The 23,072-nt window shown below is 46.4% G+C and carries 26 protein-coding genes and 4 tRNA genes; 17 read left to right on the top strand and 13 right to left on the bottom strand.

Annotated elements, in window-relative coordinates; all coding sequences use genetic code 11:
• The first annotated feature begins 1 nt into the window (after position 1).
• Positions 2-2,272: an ATP-dependent Clp protease ATP-binding subunit ClpA gene (gene clpA, locus ACP7H9_RS02060; protein WP_011233926.1), complete on the top strand. Its 2,271-nt coding sequence runs from the start codon at positions 2-4 to the stop codon at positions 2,270-2,272.
• Between the two features lie 69 nt (positions 2,273-2,341).
• On the opposite strand, the gene infA is transcribed toward clpA, so the two are convergent.
• The 5 genes from infA to ald form a co-directional block, all read right to left on the bottom strand.
• Positions 2,342-2,560 (bottom strand): translation initiation factor IF-1, encoded by a 219-nt coding sequence (gene infA, locus ACP7H9_RS02055; protein ID WP_008489926.1) that lies wholly within the window; start codon positions 2,558-2,560, stop codon positions 2,342-2,344.
• Between the two features lie 9 nt (positions 2,561-2,569).
• On the bottom strand, positions 2,570-3,298 hold the full coding sequence (locus ACP7H9_RS02050; protein ID WP_439222131.1) for an arginyltransferase: 729 nt from the start codon (positions 3,296-3,298) through the stop codon (positions 2,570-2,572).
• The gene (gene aat / locus ACP7H9_RS02045; protein WP_439222130.1) at positions 3,298-4,008 is read right to left on the bottom strand and encodes a leucyl/phenylalanyl-tRNA--protein transferase; all 711 of its coding nucleotides are present in this window, start codon (positions 4,006-4,008) and stop codon (positions 3,298-3,300) included. Before aat ends, ACP7H9_RS02050 begins: the two co-directional genes overlap by 1 nt.
• 9 nt (positions 4,009-4,017) lie before the next feature.
• The gene (gene trxB, locus ACP7H9_RS02040) at positions 4,018-4,977 is read right to left on the bottom strand and encodes a thioredoxin-disulfide reductase (RefSeq protein WP_439222129.1); all 960 of its coding nucleotides are present in this window, start codon (positions 4,975-4,977) and stop codon (positions 4,018-4,020) included.
• A 145-nt stretch (positions 4,978-5,122) separates the two neighbouring features.
• Positions 5,123-6,250: an alanine dehydrogenase gene (ald, locus tag ACP7H9_RS02035; protein WP_110013079.1), complete on the bottom strand. Its 1,128-nt coding sequence runs from the start codon at positions 6,248-6,250 to the stop codon at positions 5,123-5,125.
• Positions 6,251-6,391: 141 nt separating this feature from the next.
• Between ald and lrp the strand changes: the two genes are divergently transcribed.
• The 6 genes from lrp to serS all read left to right on the top strand — a co-directional run bounded on the left by lrp (position 6,392) and on the right by serS (position 13,017).
• Positions 6,392-6,883: a leucine-responsive transcriptional regulator Lrp gene (lrp, locus tag ACP7H9_RS02030; RefSeq protein ID WP_011233921.1), complete on the top strand. Its 492-nt coding sequence runs from the start codon at positions 6,392-6,394 to the stop codon at positions 6,881-6,883.
• A gap of 94 nt (positions 6,884-6,977) precedes the next feature.
• A complete protein-coding gene (locus ACP7H9_RS02025) occupies positions 6,978-9,383 on the top strand; it encodes a DNA translocase FtsK 4TM domain-containing protein (RefSeq protein ID WP_439222128.1) in 2,406 nt (801 codons plus the stop codon).
• A 3-nt stretch (positions 9,384-9,386) separates the two neighbouring features.
• Complete coding sequence (lolA, locus tag ACP7H9_RS02020; RefSeq protein ID WP_439222127.1) at positions 9,387-9,989, top strand: outer membrane lipoprotein chaperone LolA; 603 nt, start codon at positions 9,387-9,389, stop codon at positions 9,987-9,989.
• A 5-nt stretch (positions 9,990-9,994) separates the two neighbouring features.
• Positions 9,995-11,335, top strand: a complete 1,341-nt coding sequence (locus ACP7H9_RS02015; RefSeq protein ID WP_011233918.1) for a replication-associated recombination protein A — start codon at positions 9,995-9,997, stop codon at positions 11,333-11,335.
• The gene (crcB, locus tag ACP7H9_RS02010; protein WP_011233917.1) at positions 11,328-11,717 is read left to right on the top strand and encodes a fluoride efflux transporter CrcB; all 390 of its coding nucleotides are present in this window, start codon (positions 11,328-11,330) and stop codon (positions 11,715-11,717) included. The genes ACP7H9_RS02015 and crcB overlap by 8 nt, the downstream gene beginning before the upstream one ends.
• Before the next feature lie 7 nt (positions 11,718-11,724).
• Entirely contained in the window at positions 11,725-13,017 is a 1,293-nt protein-coding gene (gene serS / locus ACP7H9_RS02005; protein WP_011233916.1) for a serine--tRNA ligase, read from the top strand.
• 1 nt (position 13,018) lies between these two features.
• On the opposite strand, the gene ACP7H9_RS02000 is transcribed toward serS, so the two are convergent.
• The 5 genes from ACP7H9_RS02000 to ACP7H9_RS01980 all read right to left on the bottom strand — a co-directional run bounded on the left by ACP7H9_RS02000 (position 13,019) and on the right by ACP7H9_RS01980 (position 15,026).
• Positions 13,019-13,348, bottom strand: coding sequence for a TusE/DsrC/DsvC family sulfur relay protein (locus ACP7H9_RS02000; RefSeq protein ID WP_011233915.1), 330 nt, complete (start codon positions 13,346-13,348; stop codon positions 13,019-13,021).
• A gap of 9 nt (positions 13,349-13,357) precedes the next feature.
• Entirely contained in the window at positions 13,358-13,627 is a 270-nt protein-coding gene (locus tag ACP7H9_RS01995) for a hypothetical protein (protein WP_439222126.1), read from the bottom strand.
• Complete coding sequence (locus ACP7H9_RS01990) at positions 13,624-13,947, bottom strand: DsrE family protein (protein WP_011233913.1); 324 nt, start codon at positions 13,945-13,947, stop codon at positions 13,624-13,626. The genes ACP7H9_RS01995 and ACP7H9_RS01990 overlap by 4 nt, the downstream gene beginning before the upstream one ends.
• Positions 13,947-14,291 carry a sulfurtransferase complex subunit TusD gene (gene tusD / locus ACP7H9_RS01985; protein ID WP_011233912.1) on the bottom strand — a complete coding sequence of 115 codons (345 nt, stop codon included), beginning with the start codon at positions 14,289-14,291 and terminating at the stop codon, positions 13,947-13,949. Before tusD ends, ACP7H9_RS01990 begins: the two co-directional genes overlap by 1 nt.
• Before the next feature lie 66 nt (positions 14,292-14,357).
• Positions 14,358-15,026 carry a Bax inhibitor-1/YccA family protein gene (locus ACP7H9_RS01980; protein WP_011233911.1) on the bottom strand — a complete coding sequence of 223 codons (669 nt, stop codon included), beginning with the start codon at positions 15,024-15,026 and terminating at the stop codon, positions 14,358-14,360.
• Positions 15,027-15,271: 245 nt separating this feature from the next.
• Here ACP7H9_RS01980 and ACP7H9_RS01975 point away from each other — a divergent pair.
• The 10 genes from ACP7H9_RS01975 to ACP7H9_RS01930 all read left to right on the top strand — a co-directional run bounded on the left by ACP7H9_RS01975 (position 15,272) and on the right by ACP7H9_RS01930 (position 21,446).
• Positions 15,272-15,363 (top strand) — tRNA-Ser (locus tag ACP7H9_RS01975).
• A 119-nt stretch (positions 15,364-15,482) separates the two neighbouring features.
• A complete protein-coding gene (locus ACP7H9_RS01970) occupies positions 15,483-16,391 on the top strand; it encodes a DUF3667 domain-containing protein (protein ID WP_439222125.1) in 909 nt (302 codons plus the stop codon).
• Positions 16,392-16,420: 29 nt separating this feature from the next.
• Positions 16,421-17,215 (top strand): thioesterase family protein, encoded by a 795-nt coding sequence (locus ACP7H9_RS01965; RefSeq protein WP_011233909.1) that lies wholly within the window; start codon positions 16,421-16,423, stop codon positions 17,213-17,215.
• A 7-nt stretch (positions 17,216-17,222) separates the two neighbouring features.
• Positions 17,223-17,816 (top strand): DNA-3-methyladenine glycosylase family protein, encoded by a 594-nt coding sequence (locus tag ACP7H9_RS01960; protein WP_011233908.1) that lies wholly within the window; start codon positions 17,223-17,225, stop codon positions 17,814-17,816.
• Between the two features lie 208 nt (positions 17,817-18,024).
• The gene (locus ACP7H9_RS01955) at positions 18,025-18,675 is read left to right on the top strand and encodes a LuxR C-terminal-related transcriptional regulator (protein ID WP_034820779.1); all 651 of its coding nucleotides are present in this window, start codon (positions 18,025-18,027) and stop codon (positions 18,673-18,675) included.
• Entirely contained in the window at positions 18,672-20,510 is a 1,839-nt protein-coding gene (gene uvrC / locus ACP7H9_RS01950) for an excinuclease ABC subunit UvrC (RefSeq protein WP_114981339.1), read from the top strand. The genes ACP7H9_RS01955 and uvrC overlap by 4 nt, the downstream gene beginning before the upstream one ends.
• A 23-nt stretch (positions 20,511-20,533) precedes the next feature.
• On the top strand, positions 20,534-21,082 hold the full coding sequence (gene pgsA / locus ACP7H9_RS01945) for a CDP-diacylglycerol--glycerol-3-phosphate 3-phosphatidyltransferase (RefSeq protein ID WP_011233905.1): 549 nt from the start codon (positions 20,534-20,536) through the stop codon (positions 21,080-21,082).
• Positions 21,083-21,178: 96 nt separating this feature from the next.
• A tRNA-Gly gene (locus ACP7H9_RS01940) sits at positions 21,179-21,254 on the top strand.
• A 6-nt stretch (positions 21,255-21,260) separates the two neighbouring features.
• Positions 21,261-21,334, top strand: a tRNA-Cys gene (locus ACP7H9_RS01935).
• 25 nt (positions 21,335-21,359) lie between these two features.
• A tRNA-Leu gene (locus tag ACP7H9_RS01930) sits at positions 21,360-21,446 on the top strand.
• Between the two features lie 195 nt (positions 21,447-21,641).
• Here the strand turns inward: ACP7H9_RS01930 and ACP7H9_RS01925 are convergent.
• The 3 genes from ACP7H9_RS01925 to ACP7H9_RS01915 form a co-directional block, all read right to left on the bottom strand.
• A complete protein-coding gene (locus ACP7H9_RS01925; protein WP_439222124.1) occupies positions 21,642-22,439 on the bottom strand; it encodes a hypothetical protein in 798 nt (265 codons plus the stop codon).
• Positions 22,440-22,513: 74 nt separating this feature from the next.
• Positions 22,514-22,870, bottom strand: a complete 357-nt coding sequence (locus tag ACP7H9_RS01920; protein ID WP_231378632.1) for a YdbL family protein — start codon at positions 22,868-22,870, stop codon at positions 22,514-22,516.
• A 15-nt stretch (positions 22,871-22,885) separates the two neighbouring features.
• Positions 22,886-23,071 carry a YnbE family lipoprotein gene (locus ACP7H9_RS01915; RefSeq protein WP_011234492.1) on the bottom strand — a complete coding sequence of 62 codons (186 nt, stop codon included), beginning with the start codon at positions 23,069-23,071 and terminating at the stop codon, positions 22,886-22,888.
• Between the last annotated feature and the right edge of the window lies 1 nt (position 23,072).

Raw genomic sequence — 23,072 nt, 5'->3', positions numbered from 1 at the left:
TATGTTGAATAAAGCCCTTGAATTAACGCTAAACGATGCGTTTCGGCTAGCGCGCGAACGTAATCATGAATTGATGACAGTTGAACACTTGCTAATTGCATTACTGGATAACCCTGATGCATCGGAAGCGCTTCGAGCTTGTGGGGCAAACTTTCAACAACTGAAAGAAGAACTGTTAAGTTATATTGACCGCAGTACGCCGCTGTTTGGTCCGGAAGAAGAAAGTCCGGACACTCAACCTACGCTTGGTTTTCAGCGAGTTTTGCAGCGCGCGGTATTTCATGTTCAGTCATCCGGTAACGCTGAGGTAACGGGCGCCAATGTATTGGTTGCCATTTTCAGTGAACAGGAATCTCAAGCCGTCTATCTGCTAAGTAAAAACGATATTACCCGACTGGATATCGTTAATTTCATTTCTCATGGTATTTCTCGTATCGATGACGATGAGCCTATGGACGAAGAAATGGCGGAAGAAGAGGCCGTTAAGGGTGGTGAAGAGCAAGAGAGCTACTTGAAGCGCTTTTGTGCCAATCTTAATGTGCAGGCAAAGGAAGGCAAAATTGACCCTCTAATTGGCCGCGATTTTGAGCTGGAACGGTGTGCGCAAATTCTTTGCCGCCGTCGTAAGAATAACCCTTTGCTAGTAGGCGAAGCCGGTGTGGGTAAAACCGCTATTGCAGAAGGCCTGGCTTATCGCATTATTAAAGGTGAAGTACCGGAGATACTCGCGGATGCCACCATCTATTCACTGGACATGGGCGACTTGCTGGCGGGCACTAAATATCGTGGCGACTTTGAAAAGCGCTTTAAAATGCTTTTAAAAGAACTGCAGGAAAAAGAGCACGCGATTCTGTTCATTGACGAAATTCATACCATTATTGGTGCCGGAGCTGCCAGCGGTGGCGTTCTGGATGCTTCTAATTTAATTAAGCCGTTGCTTTCAAGTGGGCAGCTTAAGTGCATTGGCTCCACTACGTACAATGAATTCAAAAATGTTTTTGAAAAAGACCGAGCGCTGGTTCGCCGCTTCCAGAAAGTGGATGTGGTGGAGCCTTCAGTAGAAGACACCACTAAAATTCTAATGGGCTTAAAAGAGCGTTACGAAAGCCATCATGGTATTCGTTACACGCAGCCGGCGATTAAAGCGGCAGCGGAGCTCTCTGCTAAATACATTAATGAGCGCCATTTGCCTGATAAAGCCATTGATGTAATGGATGAAGCCGGTGCTTCCCAGCGTTTATTGCCGCCGTCCAAACGCCGTAAAACGGTCGGGGTGTCGGATATTGAAACCATTATCGCCAAAATAGCCCGTATTCCGGAACAGTCAGTTTCCCGGTCCGACCAGGACTTACTGAAGCAGCTGGATCGTAACCTGAAAATGGTGGTGTTTGGTCAGGATGAAGCTATTGATAAGCTCACTGGTGCTATACGGTTGTCGCGTTCTGGTCTTGCCAACGATAACCAGCCAATAGGTTCGTTTATTTTTGCCGGACCAACGGGTGTTGGTAAAACCGAGGTAACACAGCAACTGGCGAAAGCTATGGGCATTGAGCTGGTGCGCTTTGATATGTCGGAATACATGGAACGCCATGCGGTCAGTCGCCTGATTGGTGCGCCTCCGGGTTATGTAGGCTATGAGCAGGGCGGTTTATTGACCGACGCGGTAATCAAGCAACCGCATTGTGTGTTGCTGTTAGATGAGCTGGAAAAAGCCCACAGCGATGTATTTAACATTCTGTTGCAGGTAATGGATAACGGCACTTTAACGGACAATAACGGTCGTAAAGCTGACTTCCGTAACGTAATTATTGTTATGACAACCAATGCGGGCGTTCGTGAAACTGTGCGTAAGTCTATTGGCTTTAAACAGCAGGATCACAGCTTCGATGCGCTGGCGGAAATTAATAATATTTTCACTCCGGAGTTTCGTAATCGCCTGGACGGTATTGTGTGGTTTAACCATCTGACACCGGAAGTACTGGAGCAGGTCGTCGATAAATTCATTTGTGAACTGCAGGCTCAGTTAGACAAAAAAGGTGTATCGCTTGAGGTTGACCCTTCTGCTCATGCCTGGATTGCTGAAAAAGGCTACGATAAGGAAATGGGCGCCCGTCCAATGAGCCGGGTTATTCAGGAACACCTGAAGAAAACCTTAGCCAACGAAATTCTGTTCGGGAAACTGGCCAGTGGCGGCAGCGTGAAAGTGACTGCTGATGGCAAGGACGGACTGCAATTTGATTACGACAGCAAGAATGAAACCGTAGAAGGTTAATAAGTCTTCGGCAGAAATGAAAAAACCGGCTCATTAAATGAAGCCGGTTTTTTTAATCCTCAGTGCGGATTAACGTGCGCGGAAGACGATGCGGCCTTTGGTCAGGTCGTAAGGAGTTAACTGCACAGTCACGGTATCGCCGGTCAGGATGCGGATATAGTGCTTACGCATTTTTCCTGAGATATGGGCAGTAACTACGTGACCATTTTCCAATTCTACTCGGAACATAGTGTTAGGAAGGGTGTCAAGAACCGTTCCCTGCATCTCAATACTGTCTTCTTTCGCCATTAAAATCCTCTAATCTTTGTTTTGAGCTTTAAGTGTGTGCGATTTTAGCTCTTTTTTCCAATGATTGCCAACCAGTCGTTCATATGGGGCAAATCGAGTCTTATAATTCATCTTTTTGCAGTCATCAATTTGGTAACCCAAATAGAGTCTGGCAACTTTTCGCTCCTGAGCCAGCCGGATCATTTCTAATACAGCGTAAGTGCCAGGCGAACGCTTTTCCTCATCGGGATGAAAAAAGGTATAGACCGCGGACATTGCGTCAACAGTGCGATCAACTACCGAAACTATCATTAACTCATTGCTGGCATTGCGCCACTCTAATAATTCGGGAGTTAACCAGTCGCAATCTATCCAGTTCCAGAATTTGTCCGGGTCGGGTGGGTACATTTCCCCATCCGCGTGTCGTTGTTCAATAAACTGCGAAAACAATTGACTGTATTCGGCTTCCGGCTGCTGTTTAATCTGCAGCGTTAAGTCGTCATTCTTTTTTAGAATTCGTTTTTGGTTTTTACTAAAGCGAAACTCAGGCACGACCACACGGAGCGACTGACAAGCACTACAGAGCCGGCAGTGCGGACGGTAAACCTCATTATGGCTGCGCCGGAAGCCGTATTGCATGAGTTGTTGATACGCGTCTGCATTAAGGTTTTCAAGATCATTAGGCAGGGCAACAACAAGTCGCTCTTCCTGGTCGGTTAAATAGTGACACTGGCTCTCTTTCGTCACGCCAAATTGCACTAGAGTTCTCCAGGTAGAGGAAGCTCACGAGCTTGCCAAAAAGTATCTGGCATCTTTTGTTGTTGCGCAATATTGAGCTTCATTAAAAAACGTTCCCGATGCAGGTTAACAGCACCTAATGAAAATAAATGCGGATTACCCACCTGACAATCAATTAGCTGGCCGCCATGCTTTTTAAAATATTGAGCGAAACGTAACAAGGCTATTTTTGACGCGTCGGTTTTGTAGTGAAACATACTTTCCCCGCAGAAAGCACGGCCTACTGAAATACCGTACAAGCCACCTGCAAGTTCATTGTCGAACCAAATTTCGACCGAATGGGCGTAACCTAACTGATGAAGCTTGCAATAAGCTTCAATCATCTCTTCCGTTATCCAGGTACCTTCTTTGTCGGCGCGTTCGTCTGCGCAGGCACGAACAACTTCAGCAAAGTTACGATTAATGCTCATTTGCCAGTTTGGCTTACGATTGGTTTTAGCTAAAGAGCGGCTGGTATGGATTTGGTCGGGGAAAAATACAGCTCTGGGGTTAGGGGACCACCACAGAATTGGGTCATTTTCTGAGAACCAGGGAAATATTCCCTGCTGATAGGCGTGTATCAGCCGACCCGGCGATAAATCTCCACCGACAGCGAGTAGCCCATTGGGCTCATGCAAAGCGGTCGCTGCGGGTGGAAAACTGATTGATGCCGGATCAAGCTGAACAATCACGTTAAAAGACTAAGACTTAGTCAGTGCGTCTAAGTAACGCTCGGCATCTAACGCGGCCATACAGCCAGTACCGGCAGAGGTAATTGCCTGACGGTAAATATGATCCATTACGTCACCGGCTGCAAAAACGCCCGGTACACTGGTTGCAGTCGCATTGCCCTGAAGCCCGCTCTGCACCTGAATGTAACCGTCCTGCATTTCCAGTTCACCGTCAAAAATACCGGTATTAGGCTGGTGGCCGATAGCAATAAAGCAGCCCGCAACTTCCAGCTCTTCGGTACTACCGCCTTGCGTATCTTTAATACGCACGCCAGTAACACCAGCATCGTCACCCAGCACTTCATCTAAGGTTTTGTTCAGATGGAAAGTGACATTACCGTTCTGCTCTTTTTCATGCAGACGGTCGACCAGAATTTTCTCCGCCCGGAAAGTGTCACGACGGTGGATAACATGCACTTCGCTGGCAATGTTTGAAAGGTACAACGCTTCTTCAACCGCAGTATTACCGCCGCCGACAACGCAGACCTTTTGCTTTTTGTAGAAAAAGCCGTCACATGTTGCGCAAGCTGAAACGCCTTTACCCATAAAGGCTTCTTCTGAGTCTAAGCCTAAGTATTTAGCTGAGGCGCCAGTGCTGATAATGACTGAGTCTGCGGTGTACTCACCAACGTCACCTTTTAACTGAAAAGGGCGCTTGGAAAAGTCGACGCTGCTAATATGGTCGAACACAATTTCGGTATCAAAGCGCTCAGCGTGCTTTTGCATACGGACCATAAGGTCGGGTCCGGTTAAACCTTCGGCGTCGCCCGGCCAGTTCTCAACGTCGGTTGTGGTGGTTAACTGACCACCTTGTTGCATGCCCGTTACCATAACCGGGTTTAAATTAGCACGTGCAGCATAGACTGCAGCTGTATAGCCAGCAGGACCTGATCCCAGAATAAGTAACTTGCAGTGTTTGGCTTCAGCCATTAGAAAAACTCCATTAATGCGTTTTTGATTGTTCGTTCTTTAGCTATGGGGGTTGATTGTAGGGTTTACAAGCTTAGCGAACAAGAACTGCCAATAAAAAAGCCCGCAAACTTTTGTTCACGGGCTTATTCAGAACAACCGGCTATTACGCCTGAAGCGCTTCGCGAGGGTCCTGGTAATCCAGACCTAACTGCTGACCAAGATCATCGTGAATGGCTTTGTAGGTAATTTTACCTTTATGCATGTTCAGGCCGCGTAACAGGTGCTCGTTTTCGAGCATGGCTTGCACGCCTTTATTTGCTAATGCAATACCATAAGGCAAGGTTGCATTGTTCAGTGCAATAGTAGAGGTACGTGCTACACCGCCCGGCATGTTTGCCACACAGTAGTGAACAACGTCGTCAATAATGTAAACAGGGTCCTGATGCGTGGTTGCTTTTGATGTTTCAAAGCAGCCGCCCTGATCAATTGCAACGTCTACCAGTACTGAGCCCGGCTTCATATTGCTGATGTTTTCACGAGTCAGCAGTTTCGGTGCCGCGGCGCCTGGAATAAGAACCGCACCCACCACTAAGTCAGCTTCACGAGAGTATTTATCGATAGCATCAACGGTTGAGTAAACAGTTTGTACACGGCCGGCAAAAATATCGTCCAGTTCACGTAAGCGAGGCAGAGAACGATCTAAAATAGTGACTTCAGCACCCAGGCCAATAGCCATTTTCGCAGCGTTAGTACCAACAACACCGCCGCCAATGATAAGTACTTTACCCGGTGCTACGCCAGGAACACCACCTAATAAGGTGCCGCTGCCACCATGTGCTTTTTCTAAATAGTGAGCGCCTGCCTGAATTGACATACGCCCGGCAACTTCACTCATAGGAGCTAAAAGAGGCAAACCGTTACGGTTATCGGTGACCGTTTCGTAAGCAATAGCAGTACAACCCGCTTTACCCAGTAACTCAGTTTGAGTTGGGTCTGGTGCTAAATGAAGGAAAGTATAAAGAATTTGGCCTTCGCGAAGCATTTTGCATTCGTTTGGCTGAGGCTCTTTTACTTTAACAATCATGTCGGCGCGCTGAAAAATCTCTTCTGGTGTATCAATAATAGTTGCACCGGCTTCCATATATTGCTCGTTTGTGAAGCCTATTGCTGCACCACCGTTATTTTCAATGATGACGTCATGGCCGTTTTCCACATATTCACGCACGGCTGCTGGAGTTAAGCCGATACGGTATTCGTGGTTTTTAATCTCTTTTGGTACACCAATTAACATTATCTGCCTCTTACAATTTCGTGTTTAAGGGGGAATTATTTGGCGCAAATTATAGACGCAAACAACAGTGCATGACTTACTTTTTTTAAGTTATTTTTTGGTGTGATATACTAATTTTAATTACTTATTTAGAGATTTATTATGTTTAACGCCGAACAACCAGCAGAAGTCACTATTGATAAAACCGACAGGAAGATCCTGCGGCTTTTGCAGGATGATGGACGCATGTCGAATGTTGAACTGGCAAGGCGTGTAGGGCTTAGCCAGACTGCTTGCCTGGAGCGTGTGCGTAAGCTAGAGCGGGAACAAGTAATTGAAAGTTATCATGCCCGGATTAATCCTGCTAAGTTAGGTGCAAACCTGATGGTTTTCGTTGAAATTACCTTAACCCGAACCTCAGCCGACGCTTTTGCCGAATTTAGCGAGGCTGCACGTAAAACGGATGAAATTCTTGAATGCCATTTGGTGGCGGGTGACTTCGACTTCCTGATAAAAGCACGGGTGCCGGATATGCGCGCTTACCGCAAATTATTGGGTGAAACCCTGTTAATGATGCCGGGGGTTGATGAATCAAGAACCTATGTGGTTATGGAAGAGGTCAAACAAGAAAATAAAGTATTAGTAAAGGGGTAACATTGGGGCTGATATTCGCTACAATCATGCGGATAAAATTTATCTCGATATTTTATCGTAACAAGAATACCAACGAAGGCGCTGCAATAAGATAATGACAGGTGTACAAAGAGTTTTAGAAGCAGGGTTGCTAATAAGTGGTGCGCTGGCCATTTTCATTTTTTTGTCATTGGTGAGCTTTAATCCCGCTGATCCCAGCTGGTCACAGACCGGTTATGAAGGAAGCATACATAATGCCGGCGGTGCCGTAGGTGCCTGGATGGCCGATGTACTCTTGTTTGCTTTTGGCTTCGTTGCCTACCTTATTCCTTTCGGCTTTGTTGGCCTTGGCTACTTACTGTTCCGTAAAACTTACCATTTATTAGAAATGGATTACCTTGCGGTCAGTTTGCGTATGATAGGCGCTATGCTCGCGCTTATTGGTGCATCCGCACTGTCCTCTATTAATTTCGACGATATTTACTACTTTTCTGCCGGCGGTGTTATTGGCGATGTTATTGCGGCGTCTTTGCTTCCTTATCTGAATTTTGTTGGTACAACCTTACTCTTGTTAACCTTCTTTTTTACTGGCATCACTCTGGTCAGCGGTATTAGCTGGTTGCAGGTTGCTGACAAACTCGGTGAGTGGGTTATTGACGGGGCTTTGTGGCTAACCGAAAAAATTAAAATTCTTTGGCAAAGTCGCGGAAGCTCAGAAACGGAAGATAAAGAAGACGACTCAGAAGCTTATGATGACAACGAGCGTGAGCAAACGCTTGAAGAAAAGAAACCCACAACGCTCAGTAGCGACTTATTCGGGGCTGACAAACAAGAACCTGTTTTGAGCCTGCCTTCAATGAGCTCTGTTGATGAAGATGATGACGTAGACAGCGATGCGCCTAAATTTAGCAAGCAAGCGGCTGCGAAAAAAGACACACCTAAGAAACCAGCTGTGGCGCCTTCTTCAGACACCTCTGCGGAAGACGAACCGCAATCAGCGGCTGATTCAGGCGAGGGCGAGTTACTTCCGCCGTTGCCGTCAATAGAGCTTCTGGATAGACCGAATAAAAAAGAGCACCCGGTAACTCAGGAAGAACTGGATCAGGTATCACGCACGGTCGAGACAGTGCTGAAGGATTTTGGGGTGGATGTTCGGGTGGCGCACGTTGAACCCGGTCCGGTCATTACCCGTTTTGAGCTCGACTTAGCACCGGGCGTTAAAGTCTCCAGAATTTCGAATTTGGCAAAAGATATTGCCCGTACCTTGTCTGCTGTTGCTGTACGTGTGGTAGAGGTTATTCCGGGTAAGTCATATGTTGGTCTGGAACTGCCTAATAAACACCGCGAAACTGTGCAGCTAAGCGAAGTGATTAATAGCGACCAGTTCACCCATAGCGGCTCGCCGTTAACGATGATTCTGGGCAAAAACATTGCGGGCACTCCAGTCGTTGTCGACTTAGGAAAAATGCCGCATTTGCTGGTGGCAGGTACCACCGGCTCCGGTAAATCTGTTGGTGTTAACGTTATGATTCTGAGTCTGCTTTACAAGAGCACACCGGAAGACGTTCGCCTTATTATGATAGACCCGAAAATGCTTGAGCTGTCGGTTTATGAGGGCATTCCGCACTTATTGACCGAGGTCGTAACTGACATGAAAGATGCCGCCAATGCACTGCGTTGGTGTGTGGGAGAAATGGAACGTCGTTACAAACTCATGTCATCTTTAGGGGTACGTAATTTAAAAGGCTACAACGCGAAAGTGAAGGCGGCTAAAGACGCTGGTGAACCACTGCGAGACCCTATCTGGAAGCCGGGCGACTCTATGGATGAGTTACCGCCGTTGCTGGAAAAATTACCAAACATTGTCGTGGTGATAGACGAATTTGCCGACATGATGATGATTGTCGGTAAAAAGGTAGAAGAGCTAATAGCCCGTATCGCCCAGAAAGCCCGTGCTGCCGGTATTCACTTAATTTTGGCAACTCAACGCCCATCGGTGGATGTTATCACCGGTTTAATTAAAGCGAATATCCCAACCCGAATTGCGTTTCAGGTATCATCAAAAATAGATTCGAGAACCATTCTGGATCAGCCGGGTGCCGACCAATTGTTAGGGCAGGGCGATATGCTCTATTTACCACCGGGTAGCGGTTCTCCGGTGCGTGTACATGGTGCTTTTGTCGATGACCATGAAGTTCATGCGGTGGTTAAAGACTGGAAAAAACGTGGTCGACCTAACTATCTGGAAGAAATTTTATCGGGCGATCAGGGCGAGGAAGCGCTGCTTCCGGGAGAACAGCAGGAGTCTGATGATGCTGAATCTGACCCTCTGTACGACGAGGCTGTTGCCTTTGTTACTGAGACCCAGCGGGTATCAGTGTCGAGTGTGCAGCGCAAATTCCGTATCGGTTATAACCGCGCCGCCCGTATCGTCGAACAAATGCAGGTGAGCGGTGTCGTAACCAGTGCAGGCAATAACGGCCAGCGCGAAGTGCTGGCTCCACGAGCTCCAAGGGATTAATTCATGAAAGCAGTTGTATTTGCCATGGTCATGGCCGTTTCGTTTAATGTGTTTGCCTCAGGCGACGAGTCAGACAAGCAGGCTCTGCAAAGTTTACTGAAACAAACTCAAAGCTTATCGGCAGAGTTTGAACAGCAAGTAAAAGATGAACAGGGCGAAGTGCTACAAACATTAAGCGGTACGTTAAAGCTAAAACGACCCGCTAATTTGTATTGGCATACGAAAGAGCCGGACGAAAGCGTGATGGTCGCTAACGGCGAAAAGGTCTGGTACTACAATCCTTTTGTTGAACAAGTAACCATTTATGCACAGCAGGACATGGTTGACGACAGCCCTTTACTGCTGGTGTTGAACAGCAACGGTAATCAGTGGCAGAACTATAATGTCAGCTTTCGCGATAACCGCTACTTTGTTGAGCATCAAACGAATGGCAGTAAGCTGGAGTTAAGATTTACTGATGAAAAACTCACAGAGATAACTATGGTTCAGGCTCAGGGCGAGCGGACTGAACTGATGCTGAATAATGTGGCGTTAAATGAAACCATCAGCGACGAACAATTTGTTTTTGATGTGCCCGCTGATGTCGACGTCGACGATCAAAGTTAATTGTTGTGGCAGGTCTGGACTTAGATTTTCAACCCGATTTCAAACCTCTTGCGGCGCGAATGCGCCCACGCACGGTTGACGAGTATGTAGGTCAGCAACATCTTCTTGCTCCCGGTAAACCTTTGCGGGTAGCGGTCGAGCAGGGGCATCTGCATTCAATGATTTTATGGGGGCCTCCGGGTACCGGTAAAACCACCTTAGCTGAACTCATTGCGACCCAGGCAAATGCTACGGTCAGCCGCATTAGCGCGGTAACCTCCGGTGTTAAAGACATTCGAAAAGCCATTGAAGAAGCGAAGTTGCTGGCTCAGCAGCAGGGGCGCCGCACCATTTTGTTTGTGGACGAAGTGCACCGTTTCAACAAAAGCCAGCAAGACGCTTTTTTGCCCCACATTGAAGACGGCACTATTGTCTTTATTGGCGCGACCACCGAAAACCCCGGCTTTGAGCTTAACAACGCACTGCTGTCGCGGGCGCGGGTCTACCGCTTACAAACACTGTCCAAAACGGATCTTGAACAGGCTCTGGAAAGCGCGTTAACGGACGCGGAACGGGGCCTTGGTCAACGTCAATTGCAACTGGAAGGTGAAGCCAGGGCAAAGCTCCTGGACTTAGCTGGTGGGGATGCACGTCGCTTATTAAACTATCTGGAAGTGGTTGCTGATTTTGTCGAGAGCAGCAGCCAGCCAATTACGCCCGAGTTGATCACTGCGGCTATTGGTGAAAAAGCCACGGCTTTTGATCATCAGGGTGACCATTACTACGATGTTTTATCCGCTTTTCATAAGTCTGTCAGAGGCTCGTCTCCAGACGGAGCCTTGTATTGGTACGCGCGCTTATTGACCGGTGGTGGGGACGCTTTGGTTATTGCCCGCCGGCTATTGGCTATCGCCTCTGAAGATATAGGTAATGCTGACCCCAGGGCATTACAGTTGGCATTAAACGCCTGGGATACGTATCACAGAGTTGGCCCCGCCGAAGGTGAACGAGCCATTGCTCAGGCAGTTATTTATTGTGCCTGTGCGGCGAAAAGCAACGCGGTTTATAATGCTTTTAAGAGCGCACTAAGAACCGCTAAAGAACACAGCGATGCGCCAGTGCCTGAACATTTGCGTAACGCGCCAACCAAGGTGCACAAAGCTCAGGGTTATGGTGCTGACTACCAGTACGCACATAATTATCCTAACGCTTACGTTCCGGGTGAACGTTACTTACCGTCGGAAATCGCCGATACCCAGTTCTACGCCCCTGAGCCGCGTGGTTTAGAAATAAAGTTGCAGGAAAAGCTCCGTTGGCTGCAAGATATGGATTCAAAGTCAGACTGGCACAGGGAACCTGATGAATAACCTTCTTCTTCATTTCTTTTGCGTTGCAGTGGGGGGCGCAATAGGTGCATCGGCACGTTTTGCTATGGTTCTTGCTATGCAATCATTTGGGGTTCGGGCATTCCCTTTTGCCACGTTGACCGTTAACATAATAGGTTCATTTTTCTTAGGGTTGTTGCTGGCTTACGCAGAGCAACAACCTGTTTCTGAAACAACTCGTTTATTTTTAGGCGTTGGTTTACTGGGGGCTTTTACAACCTTCTCGACATTCTCTGTCGAAGTTGTGGCCTTAGCCAGTCAGGGTGAGCTGCTTAAAGCCGCTCTGCACATTGCCTTTAATGTAATTATTTGTATTGCTGCAGTTTTCGCGGCAATGATGTTGTACTCAACAACGGTTAAATAGGACACTCATGCTAGACGCAAAATACTTCCGAGAGGAATTAGACCAGACCGCAAAAAAGCTAGCAACGCGAGGCTTTGACTTAGACGTTGCCAAATTACAAAAGCTGGAAGAGCAGCGCAAAGAGGTGCAGGTGCGCACCGAGCAGTTGCAGGCAGAGCGTAACAGCCGCTCGAAAGCCATTGGTAAGGCAAAAGCTTCAGGTGAAGACATACAACCTTTGTTAGATGCGGTAAGCGATTTAGGCGAGCAACTGGATAACGCTAAAGAAGAGCTAAAAGTTATCCAGCAAGAACTTAACGATATTATTATGGGTGTTCCGAACTTGCCGGCAGACGAAGTCCCGGAAGGCGCGGATGAAGATGAAAATCAGGAGGTCCTGACTTGGGGCAAGCCTAAGTCGTTCGACTTTGAAGTGAAAGATCATGTCGATTTAGGCGAAGCCTTAGCCAAAGGTATGGACTTTGAAACGGCCGCGAAGCTCACTGGAGCACGCTTTGTGGTTATGCGTGGTGGTATCGCCCGCATGCATCGCGCTCTGACTCAGTTTATGCTGGATTTGCATACTGACGAGCATGGGTATCTTGAAACCTATGTGCCTTATATGGTGAACCAGGACTCATTATACGGAACCGGTCAGTTACCTAAGTTCGGTAAGGATTTATTCCATATTGAAGGCGAGTCTCAGGATCAAATTCCTATGTCGTTGATTCCAACGGCTGAAGTGCCGTTAACAAACTTATACCGTGATGAAATTGCTGACGAAGAAGAGCTACCGCTTAAGTTTACCGCGCATACGCCGTGTTTCCGCAGTGAAGCCGGTTCTCACGGTCGCGACACTCGTGGGCTTATTCGTCAGCATCAGTTTGATAAAGTGGAACTGGTCTGGTTGGTTAAACCTGAACAGTCGATGGATGCGCTGGAGCAATTAACAGGCCACGCCGAAACTGTGCTGCAAAAGCTTGAGCTGCCGTATCGAAAAGTACTGCTGTGTACTGGGGATATGGGCTTTGGCGCAGCCAAAACCTACGACCTAGAAGTTTGGTTGCCGGCGCAGGAAGCGTACCGTGAAATTAGCTCCTGCTCTAATATGCAGGACTTTCAGGCGCGCCGTATGCAGGCTCGTTTCCGTCGTAAAGGCGCGAAGAAACCTGAACTTATGCACACATTAAACGGCTCTGGTCTGGCTGTTGGCCGTGCGCTGGTAGCCGTGCTGGAAAACTATCAACAGGAAGACGGCTCAATTGTTGTGCCTGAGGTATTACGTCCTTACATGGGCGGTGTAGAAGTGCTTAAGGCTTAAATTAAATACATTTAGCCGGTTTAGGCAGGCCCGCAATTCGTGTGGCCTGCTTTGCCGGGCCTTTAGGGAACAGCTTATACAAATAACGACTGTTGCCTTTATCCTCGCCTAACTGCTTTTTCATGGCTTTAACCAGTACGCGCATTGCCGGACTGGTATCAAATTCACGGTAAAAATCCTGCACAAAAGTCACGACTTCCCAGTGTGCCGGGGTCATGTCGATATTTTCTAACTCTGCAAAGTGAAGCGCCAGCTCCTCGCTCCAGTCGTCTAAGTTTGCAAGGTAGTTGTGTTTGTCGGTTTCGTATTCTTTACCGTTAAATTCAATCATGCGGTGTTATTACCAGGTTATCTGTTGTTGGAAGCTAAGCACCAGCTCAACCCACTGCTCGTCCGATTTTAACATGACGTAGTCAGGCAGGGCAGTATCCAAAGCGTCAGCTTCCTTCTTACGCGCATAAACCGGTAATTCAACAGGTGACTCAGATGGCAGCTCGTTGAGTGCTAGGCCGGACATAAGCAAAGCATCAGTGTCACTCAGCAGCTGGCTATGTTGTTCCAGCCAGGACACTAAAGACGAATTTCTTAACCAGTGTAAAGTAGAGGTCATGAGAATTGTAATACCTCGTCAAATTGGCTTAGGTGACGCTTTAATTGTTCTGGCGAGACGATAACCGTATCAATGTTTGCGGGCAGGGCGCTTGTATCGGTTAACTCTTCTGAACTTATTACAACAGGCTCAGCATCCAGTAATTCCAGCATGGCATAACGCTTAGAAGGTTGGTTCAGTAGAGACTTAACGGCTTCACCGGACAATATTAATTGCACCGGATAATCAAAGCTGGCCAATGCTAAAGCAATATCGAGTGCTTCGGTCGCCGAGTCGCTAGCGGCACTGCATTGTAAAATAGCAATTTTTTTCATGGTCATTAAAACTGTAAGGTCCGGTCGCTGTTAGCCATGGCAGTTGCCAGAGCGGTTAAACCTGAGGCTTCAAAACCGGGATGGAATTTCTCCATTCCTTTGCGTTCAGCTACGGTATGGCAGACCACCAGGGGGACTTGGTGGTGCTGGCTAAACTCTTCCCATTGCGTAATCAAGTCTTCATTTTCTGCTGGAGTGGGAAATTCCGCGTGATTTACCGACTCCCGATAAAAAAACACACAGGCTATGGTGTGGCCGGTGTTGATAGCCGCTTTTGCAAATGCCAGAGCGTCTAAAGAACGAGCTCGTTCTTTAACAGAACGTTGAAGAATGAGAGTAAGTTTAGCCATAAACTGCCCGTTTATACAAAAACGCCCCGCATGGCGGGGCGTTTGTTATTATTTTAGCAGGAGAGATTAATCATCGCCGCTAAACGCCATTAGCAATTGTAGCAAGCTAAGGAACAAGTTATAAATCGAAACATACAAAGTGACTGTTGCAAGGATGTAATTACGCTCGCCACCGTTAATAATGTCGCTGGTCTGCCACATAATCAGCATTGCCATCAATGGAATCATGATAGCAGATATTGCAAGCTGTAATGCTGGCAGTTGGAAGAACAGGTTAGCCAGCATCGCCACAAAAACCATGATAATACCGGCAGTAACCAGACCACCCAGTTTAGACATGTCTTTCTTCGTGGTTAACACATAAGCCGAAGTTGCAAAGAAGGTCAGAGCTGTACCGCCTAACGCAGTAGCAACCATCTCGCCACCACCAGGCATTGATAATGCCATGTTAAGGATAGGGCCAAGCGTGTAACCTAAAAAGCCTGTTAGAGCGAAGGTTAGTACAATGCCCATGCCGCTATCTTTGGTTTTGTGAATACCAAAAAGTAAGCCAAAGTAAGCAACTAAAGTGATAATGAAACCCGGATAGGGCAAGTTCATCATCGTGCTGATAGTAGCAACAATAGCACTAAAGGCTAATGTCATTGCCAATAAAGTGTAGGTGTTGCGTAATACCTTATTAACGGCCAGCGTCGATTCGTTCTGACCGACATAAGTCTGACTGCGATTGTTCATAGATTTCTCCGTGTTGAACTTACTGTCTGTTAAGACTGTTTTTTATTTAAAAAGTTTCCTCGATACTACAGCATTAATGGGGGCGTTGGGTAGAGCAGAAGGTAGTAATTTCTGGCGAATTTTGGTCGGTTTGTTTAATAAACGCCCAAACGAACACTTTGTTCAAATTTTTACTTTACAAGCGTAACTTAGGTCTTTAATATTCGCCTCGTTCTCAACAACGCAGTTGCAGAGAACAAAAATACGGAGAGGTGGCAGAGCTCGGTTTAATGCACCTGACTTGAAATCAGGCGTGGGTTCATACCCACCGGGGGTTCGAATCCCTCCCTCTCCGCCAAATTCAGAAAAAAGCCCCGCTCATTTGAGTAGGGCTTTTTTTGTTCCCGCCGCTTTTTGTTCTAGCCGATAGCGCAACTTTAAACCTCCTGTTATATTAAGCAAAAATGGAATTTTGCCATGGAATCGACCGTCAGTAATTGTAAGAACTGTAATACACCTCTTACCGGTGAATACTGCCATCAATGCGGCCAACAGGATAAACAAAGCATACGCAGCGTTTTTGCCGTTGTCGGCGATCTTTTTGGTGAGTTAGGGCACTGGGACTCCAGATTCTATCGTACTCTAAGAGGACTCTTTCTAAAACCTGGTTTTCTATCATCTGAGTTTATGAAAGGTCGCCACGCCTCTTATGTACCTCCGCTCAGGCTCTATTTCTTTATCTCGTTGATATCATTTATGGTGCTGACATCACAGATAACCTTTAACGATTCACGGTCAAAGACCGAGGATGGACAGTCCGAAACAGAAGTATCTGAAAGTGACTCTAACGAAAGTACCGTACGGCGCGGATTTGAGTTGCAGTTTGGTGATATCCCCTGGTTGAATGAAGAGCAAACGCGGATGCTTGAACAGAAACTTCAGCATTTAAAGCAAAACCCCCAGCTGTTTACGCAAAAACTGATTTCAATGACGCCGCAGATGATGCTTTTGATGCTGCCTTTTTGGGCTCTGTATTTAAAAGTCCTTTATTTATTCAGTAACCGTTACTACTTAGAGCACTTAACTGTAGCTTTGCATACACATGCTTTTTTACTGCTTTCCCTGATGTTGTTGTCGACATTAGGCTATATAACTAACCCGCTGATTGATAACTTTGGCTGGACCTGGTTAACCTTACCATCCGACTGGTTAGGTTATATTCTTATTGGGTGGATGTTCACTTATCTGCTATTGACGCAAAAGAGCTTCTATCAGCAAAGCTGGACATTAACTGTATTCAAATTTTTAGCCTGTGTTTTGGGTTATTTTCTTTTATTAAGCGCTTCTTTTGTATTAATGGTGATAATTGGTATTCTTAAAGCTTAAATCAAACGGTCGTTTAAATAGGGTATAGTATGAACTTCCACACAGCTGTAGAACAAATCGTTGCGGATAAGAACAATCAAGTCATTGAACTACCTTCCGGCTGGGCTCAGGGACGCGCGTTTTTCGGCGGATTCAGCGGAGCATTGGCTGCTCAGTTTTTGTTGAAACAATTTCCGATTGAATATCATCTTCGTTCCATGAGTATCTCTTTTGTCGCGCCTGCTGAACCGGGTGAGGCTGAGTTAAATTACCGAATTTTGCGCGAGGGAAAATCGGTTATTCAGGTTGCTGTCGAACTGCAGCAGCAAGGGCAGATTATGTTGTCTTGTCTGGCAAGCCTGGGCAAAGGCCGAAGTTCAACGGTTACAGTGGTAAGTGAAACGCCACCCGATCTTAAAACCATCAACGACGGACCAGGTTTACCTGAAGCGGATATTGTCCCAGAGTTTGCGAAAAACTTCGATTACCGTATTACGTCAGGTGGTATGCCATTTAGCGGACAACCGGGAAGAACTTTTGGTGGCTGGATACGTTTTCGTGAAGAACAACAGCCGCTGACAACGGCAACTATACTGGCTTTAGTTGACGCCTGGCCACCGGCAGTCTTGCCTCATCTGGACAGCCCTGCGCCGGCCTCGTCTTTAACCTGGACTATTGAGTTTCCCGATATTCCTCTACAAAGTTTCAGTAGCCACGACTGGTTTCAGTACGAAGCTTTTATTGAGCATGCTGAAAATGGTTATGGGCACAGCCGCGCTGGTCTGTGGAGTGAGAAGGGCGAGTTATTAGCTATAAGTCGACAGACTTTTACGGTATTTGCGTAATAATTGTATGAAAACGACACCAGCAATCGTCAGACAACACCTTATCGATACTCAGCCGGGTATCGACTTGTTGCTGCTTCAGTTGCCCGAGCGAGGCTTATTGGCGGCATCTGAAACACCCGTTATCGAGGCACTGCCACGAATTATTATTCGTCAAATGCTGTCTTTAAAAGCCTCCGCAACCATTATTGAAAGAGCAGAGCAAAAGGCAAAAGCATTAGGAGTAGGTCGCATTGCTTATATTCCTGCGGAGGAATTAACAGGGTGCGGTGTCAGTCGTTCCAAAGCTGCAGCTATTAACAGCGTTGCTCACTGTCATCAAACTCAGCCTGAGAGAATAGATGCCTGGTCGCAGATGAATTCAGCTGACCTGATTAAGGATGTGACTCAGCTTAAAGGTATTGGTCCCTGGACGGCGTCTATTTTAGCTATGTTTCATTTTGCCCATGAAGATCTTTTTCCCATTCAGGATAGCTCGCTGCGTAAAGCCATGAGCCTGCTGAAAGACCAGGATATTTTGATCATCCCCGAACGGGCTCAGCCTTACCGCAGTTATTTAGCCTGCTATTTGTGGGACATGCTGGATCAGGCACGTCTGTAGCCCAGTATAAAAATTCACATTGAAGCTAGTCTTCAAATGTTATTTTCACACCTTTGAATTGGCTTTTTCAGAGTTTTTGTAAAGTTCTGTAAAAGCCGCTTGTTATTGTCTCTAAAAGCTCAGAATATTCTATCCGAATTCGGGCAGGGTGGTACGGATTTAACCTAATCAGGAAGACTAACAAGGTATACAAATAAGGAATGTGAAAATGAACCGTATTATTTTAGCGATCCCCAACCCCATTATTAGCGCTGGCATGGCCTCTGTTCTGCAGCAACACTTCAGTGATCAAATATTGACCGTAACCGGTATTGCCGATTTACGCCGAGCTTGCTACGAGTATGAAGACGCAGTAGTTGTTTTATGCAGCCGACTTGGTGGTGCTGCAACAGTGGAACACTGGCGTCGTTTGAAGCGCCGTCACTGCGATCTAAAGCTTATTGTCTGGGGTAGCAGCCAACAAGATATACTTGATTTTCAGTGCGGTATTAGCGTTGTTGACGGATATTTACTGGACTCGTGCGACAGTGCCGACTTAGTTCAGGCAATTCGTTCGTTGAAACAGGGCAATGTTTTTGTCGCAGCGCCGGTTGCCGCTTATCTTGCACAGAATCCGCGTTCGCAACAGCAAAAAACAATGGTTGATATGCTGAGTGAACGCGAGCTTCAGGTCGCACAAATGCTCAGCCGGGGCATTCGGGTAAGAGAAATATCCCGGCATTTATGCATTAGCAGTAAAACAATAAATACCTTCCGTTATCGGATTTTCTCTAAACTCGGTATCGATGGTGATGTACAATTGTCTCATCTTGCAATTCAGTCAGGTCTTGTTGACCTAATTCAGTTTGAAGGTAGATGACAGAAGGTAATCAACAAAAGCAGTTTGACAGCGACAGCTTTCTTCGTCACCTGACTCATCAGCCCGGCGTTTACCGGATGTACGATGAGTCGGGTGACGTGATTTATGTCGGAAAAGCAAAGGATCTAAGAAAACGTGTGTCCAGTTACTTTCGTGAGAAGGTCGACCGGATGAAAACACAGGTGTTGGTTAAGCAAATTGCGTCTATGGACGTAACCGTTACCAACACCGAAGCTGAAGCGTTAATATTAGAAAACACTTTTATCAAAAAATATCGACCACGATACAATGTCTTGTTGCGTGACGATAAATCCTATCCTTATATTATTTTAACTGCTCACCAGCACCCTAAGCTTGGTTTTCATCGGGGCGCCCGGCGCGCGAAAGGTGACTATTTTGGTCCCTTTCCTAATGGCTCGGCTGTACGTGAAAGCCTAAACCTGCTGCAGAAACTGTTTCCAATTCGACAGTGCGATGACTCTTATTATCGTGCGCGCACCAGGCCTTGTTTGCAGTATCAGTTAAAACGTTGCCTCGCGCCCTGCGTTAATGTTTGCACTGACGACGAATACAATGAACAGGTGGCGCTGGCAAAACAGTTCCTGCAGGGCAAGAATCAGCAGGTTATTGACGAGCTGATGAATAAAATGGAGCAGGCGAGTACAGATCTCGATTTTGAACGAGCCGCTAGATTTCGTGACCAGATAGCTGCGCTACGAAAAACTCAGGAACGTAACTCGGTTACCGGAAGCCAACAAGAACTGGATGTTATTGGTTTAGCACGTGGTAACGGAATGACGACAGTGCAAATGTTGTTTATCCGGGATAATCATTTGCAAGGCAGTCGCAGCTATTTTCCTAAAGTGCCGACAGATACCCCTGACGATGAAGTACTCAGGGCTTTTCTTCTGCAGTTTTATTTGTCAGATACGGCTGGACGGAAAATTCCACGAGAAGTCGTGCTTCCCGTCGATGTACAGCCTGACAATGTTTTAGCGGAAGTGATGAGTGATGCGCTGTCGCAGCCGGTTAAATTGCAAAGCTCGGTACGTGGAGATAAGCGTCAGTACCAGTCACTGGCTCAAAAGAATGCGGTTAATGCGCTAGAGAGTCGGTTGAATCAGCAAAGTACGATGAACCGCCGGACTCAGGCATTACAGCAGGTGCTGGAATTTGGTGTACCCATTCAGCGCATGGAATGTTTTGATATTAGCCACACTATGGGTCAACAAACGGTGGCTTCCTGTGTTGTATTTGATCAAAATGGGCCTAAAAAGTCAGACTACCGCCGCTATAATATTACCGGCATAACGCCGGGCGATGATTACGCTGCCATGTCTAAAGCCCTGGCTAAGCGGTACGACAATGCGAAAGAGCAGGGCAATATACCGGATATTCTGTTTATCGACGGTGGTAAAGGACAGTTAGCTCAGGCGGAGAACTACTTTAATGACTGGGGAAAAGAAGCGCCGGTATTAATTGGCGTGGCGAAAGGCGAGTCGCGCAAACCGGGTCTGGAAACTTTGATCATGGCCGGTAGCCATGAAACCATTCCGCTGAGTAAAGACGCCAGTGCGCTGCATTTGATTCAGCACATACGTGATGAGTCACATCGTTTTGCAATAACCGGGCACCGCCAGAAGCGGGCTAAAGTTAAGAAAACCTCGACGTTAGAACAGATTGACGGGGTAGGAGCGAAGCGCAGACAGGCCATTTTGAAAAATCTAGGTGGATTACAAGAGGTAAAAAACGCTAGTATTGATAAATTAGCCAGCGTACCTGGCATTAGCCGATCATTGGCAGAGAAAATCTATTACTCATTTCGTGATGAGTAAAAACAATAAGGAATCAGCGGATAATGAAGTGGAATATCCCTAATATTTTGACCAGCTTCCGGATAGTACTTATTCCGGTATTTCTGGTGGTTTTCTATTTACCAATGGAAGATGCGCGTTTCTGGGCTGCTTTTATCTTTTGGTTAGCGGCAATCACAGATGCTCTGGATGGCTATATTGCCCGTCGCTTTAACCAGTTTACTAAGTTTGGCGAGTTTCTTGACCCGGTAGCTGATAAAGCGATGGTGGTTGCTGCGCTGGTTGTCATTGTTGAAGATTATAATTCTGCCTTTATTACCATTCCGGCGCTGACGATGATTTGTCGTGAGCTTATAGTAAGTGCACTACGGGAATGGATGGCGCAAAGCGGCCACAGAGCAAAAGTTGCTGTTTCGAACTTAGGTAAATGGAAAACAGTGGCACAGATGCTGGCCTTAATTGGACTACTTTGGAATGCGAACGTCTATATTTATTGGTTATCGATGTTCTTGTTCTATTCGGCTTTCGTTTTGACTGTGTGGTCCATGTGGGAATATTTACGCGGCGCCAAGAGTGAATTGACCAGAAATTAACTGCTTTGCCGTAAATTTGTGCAAACAGTCATTAAAATGATAAAAAGTCATTGACTGAAAACGATTAAACAGTAGAATGCCACGGCAGATGACGGTGCGGGAATAGCTCAGCTGGTAGAGCACAACCTTGCCAAGGTTGGGGTCGCGAGTTCGAATCTCGTTTCCCGCTCCAAATTCTGGCGGGTTGGCAGAATGGCTATGCAGCGGATTGCAAATCCGTGGATCTCGGTTCGACTCCGGGACCCGCCTCCATTATTCGAGAACACTTCTATGTAGTGCCCGGGTGGTGGAATTGGTAGACACAAGGGATTTAAAATCCCTCGAAGGTAACTTCGTGCCGGTTCAAGTCCGGCCCCGGGCACCAATTCCGAATTTACAGCAGTATCTGAAAGTTTATAAAGCCTTATAAATAAAGCCTCTCAGGCGATTCCTTGATTCCCCTTGTTTATTAAAACCTATTGGAAAATGCGACCATTTGGTGCTACTTCTAGTGCTATTCCAGTTTGGTGATCAGGATCCGCCACCGTTCATCACTCGCGTACTAATAAATAACTAAAAGTTAGTTCTGAGATTCATAAAGCAGGTTAAGCAAATCGTAGGTGTTTTCGGAAATGAGTCCAAAAGAGAGTAACGCTTCTCTAATCTGCATGGGGTGGATTGAGAGACTCGACAGAGGAATAAATTCCTGGGTATTATAATCTTTCGTTAGTAACTTTAACGCTGCATATTTTATTGTGTCATCGAAGCTATACCCCATGTCTTCCAGTGGATTTACCAAGGATGTATTAACTACTTTTTTTTGTTCCGTTAAAAAAGTTGCACCTTCAAGCTGAGCACGAGAATAACTTGATGACTTGTTTTGTCTAATTTGAAGATAATTCAGAATAAGATCTTGCTTTATAGGCATTGGGCTGCCTGAACCAGAGTCTAGATACTTTATAGCCTGTTGAACTGCCGCGTTCTGAACGATGAGTTCTGCCGACTGCTGTTCTTGTTCATTCTGTATTTCTTTTCCTTGCGAAGTCTCTTTAACCGTCTTTTCAGATTCTTTCTCTTCTAACGCCGCTGAACGCTCTTTAAATGTGCTAAGCAATTTACTGTAGGACTCTTGGATATCGTCATGACACTTTTTCTGCTGCTGATCAAGTTGCTTATATTCACTACTGCTTAAATTATGCCTATAGCGCTCGAGCTGCATGAATGCATCCAATAACTCTCCGGAGGACGAGGCGTTGTCGAAGTCGGCTTTTGCTTTATGGAAATGAGAGGCCTTGTCACAAGTAATTTGAGCTACTGCAGATGTTGAAAACGCAAAAGAAAAAGGTACCAAAGCCAGAAACACTAAGGTGGGTTTCATTAATTAGTTCCTTCTAAAAGTTACGACTGAAAATAGCTTCTTGCTCATGCACCGCAATCCTTTGCAGAAGCCAGTTAAGGCTTCTGCTTCCATTCTCCGTCAATTTTTACATAGTGACCTGACTTGGTGCGTTCAATGGCGCGTTTGCCGGCTAACAGCTCGACATCGGCAACAGCAATGTCATTGTTGTTGGCTATGCGCGTGTATTCCTGACGACGAGCTTCGTTAATGTGCTTAACAATTTGCTCGGCGGTTTCGGTGGACTTTACTACTCCCAGGTAACCGTCGGGCTTTTCACCTACCAGCCCCTGCTCTTTGGCGTCACTTAACTGCGCCATTGACTGTTCTAAGTTTAGCTGCTGAGCTTGTGCCAGCGGGCTTGATAAGCCAATAAAAGCAATTAAAACTGCGGTTAGTAAATATTTCATCATTGCATTCCTTTGTCGTTAAAACAGGCCACTGGATTCAGAAATTACGTCGTCGAGCGCTTTATCAACTTTAACGTAAATTTCATGCTTTATTTTAACGTTCAAGTTAATAGTAATAGGCTCTTTAGGTGCTGCGACCTGTACCGTTGGGGTACACCCCAGAACGAATAAAGGCACGCTTATTAGTAGCAATAATCGTTTCATA

The sequence above is a fragment of the Idiomarina sp. ST20R2A10 genome (assembly GCF_051842345.1).
In the GTDB taxonomy this organism is placed as follows: domain Bacteria; phylum Pseudomonadota; class Gammaproteobacteria; order Enterobacterales; family Alteromonadaceae; genus Idiomarina; species Idiomarina loihiensis.
Note: the sequence above shows the minus strand (reverse complement) of the source record. Positions and strands in the feature narration are given on the sequence as shown.

Excerpts from the sequence above, each read along its gene's own strand:
- clpA (WP_011233926.1), top strand. The coding sequence starts at position 2 with ATGTTGAATAAAGCCCTTGAATTAACGCTAAACGATGCGTTTCGGCTA.
- infA (WP_008489926.1), bottom strand. The coding sequence starts at position 2,560 with ATGGCGAAAGAAGACAGTATTGAGATGCAGGGAACGGTTCTTGACACC.
- trxB (WP_439222129.1), bottom strand. The coding sequence starts at position 4,977 with ATGGCTGAAGCCAAACACTGCAAGTTACTTATTCTGGGATCAGGTCCT.
- ald (WP_110013079.1), bottom strand. The coding sequence starts at position 6,250 with ATGTTAATTGGTGTACCAAAAGAGATTAAAAACCACGAATACCGTATC.
- lrp (WP_011233921.1), top strand. The coding sequence starts at position 6,392 with ATGTTTAACGCCGAACAACCAGCAGAAGTCACTATTGATAAAACCGAC.
- ACP7H9_RS02025 (WP_439222128.1), top strand. The coding sequence starts at position 6,978 with ATGACAGGTGTACAAAGAGTTTTAGAAGCAGGGTTGCTAATAAGTGGT.
- lolA (WP_439222127.1), top strand. The coding sequence starts at position 9,387 with ATGAAAGCAGTTGTATTTGCCATGGTCATGGCCGTTTCGTTTAATGTG.
- crcB (WP_011233917.1), top strand. The coding sequence starts at position 11,328 with ATGAATAACCTTCTTCTTCATTTCTTTTGCGTTGCAGTGGGGGGCGCA.
- serS (WP_011233916.1), top strand. The coding sequence starts at position 11,725 with ATGCTAGACGCAAAATACTTCCGAGAGGAATTAGACCAGACCGCAAAA.
- ACP7H9_RS02000 (WP_011233915.1), bottom strand. The coding sequence starts at position 13,348 with ATGATTGAATTTAACGGTAAAGAATACGAAACCGACAAACACAACTAC.
- ACP7H9_RS01995 (WP_439222126.1), bottom strand. The coding sequence starts at position 13,627 with ATGACCTCTACTTTACACTGGTTAAGAAATTCGTCTTTAGTGTCCTGG.
- ACP7H9_RS01990 (WP_011233913.1), bottom strand. The coding sequence starts at position 13,947 with ATGACCATGAAAAAAATTGCTATTTTACAATGCAGTGCCGCTAGCGAC.
- tusD (WP_011233912.1), bottom strand. The coding sequence starts at position 14,291 with ATGGCTAAACTTACTCTCATTCTTCAACGTTCTGTTAAAGAACGAGCT.
- ACP7H9_RS01980 (WP_011233911.1), bottom strand. The coding sequence starts at position 15,026 with ATGAACAATCGCAGTCAGACTTATGTCGGTCAGAACGAATCGACGCTG.
- ACP7H9_RS01970 (WP_439222125.1), top strand. The coding sequence starts at position 15,483 with ATGGAATCGACCGTCAGTAATTGTAAGAACTGTAATACACCTCTTACC.
- ACP7H9_RS01965 (WP_011233909.1), top strand. The coding sequence starts at position 16,421 with ATGAACTTCCACACAGCTGTAGAACAAATCGTTGCGGATAAGAACAAT.
- ACP7H9_RS01960 (WP_011233908.1), top strand. The coding sequence starts at position 17,223 with ATGAAAACGACACCAGCAATCGTCAGACAACACCTTATCGATACTCAG.
- ACP7H9_RS01955 (WP_034820779.1), top strand. The coding sequence starts at position 18,025 with ATGAACCGTATTATTTTAGCGATCCCCAACCCCATTATTAGCGCTGGC.
- uvrC (WP_114981339.1), top strand. The coding sequence starts at position 18,672 with ATGACAGAAGGTAATCAACAAAAGCAGTTTGACAGCGACAGCTTTCTT.
- pgsA (WP_011233905.1), top strand. The coding sequence starts at position 20,534 with ATGAAGTGGAATATCCCTAATATTTTGACCAGCTTCCGGATAGTACTT.
- ACP7H9_RS01925 (WP_439222124.1), bottom strand. The coding sequence starts at position 22,439 with ATGAAACCCACCTTAGTGTTTCTGGCTTTGGTACCTTTTTCTTTTGCG.
- ACP7H9_RS01920 (WP_231378632.1), bottom strand. The coding sequence starts at position 22,870 with ATGATGAAATATTTACTAACCGCAGTTTTAATTGCTTTTATTGGCTTA.
- ACP7H9_RS01915 (WP_011234492.1), bottom strand. The coding sequence starts at position 23,071 with ATGAAACGATTATTGCTACTAATAAGCGTGCCTTTATTCGTTCTGGGG.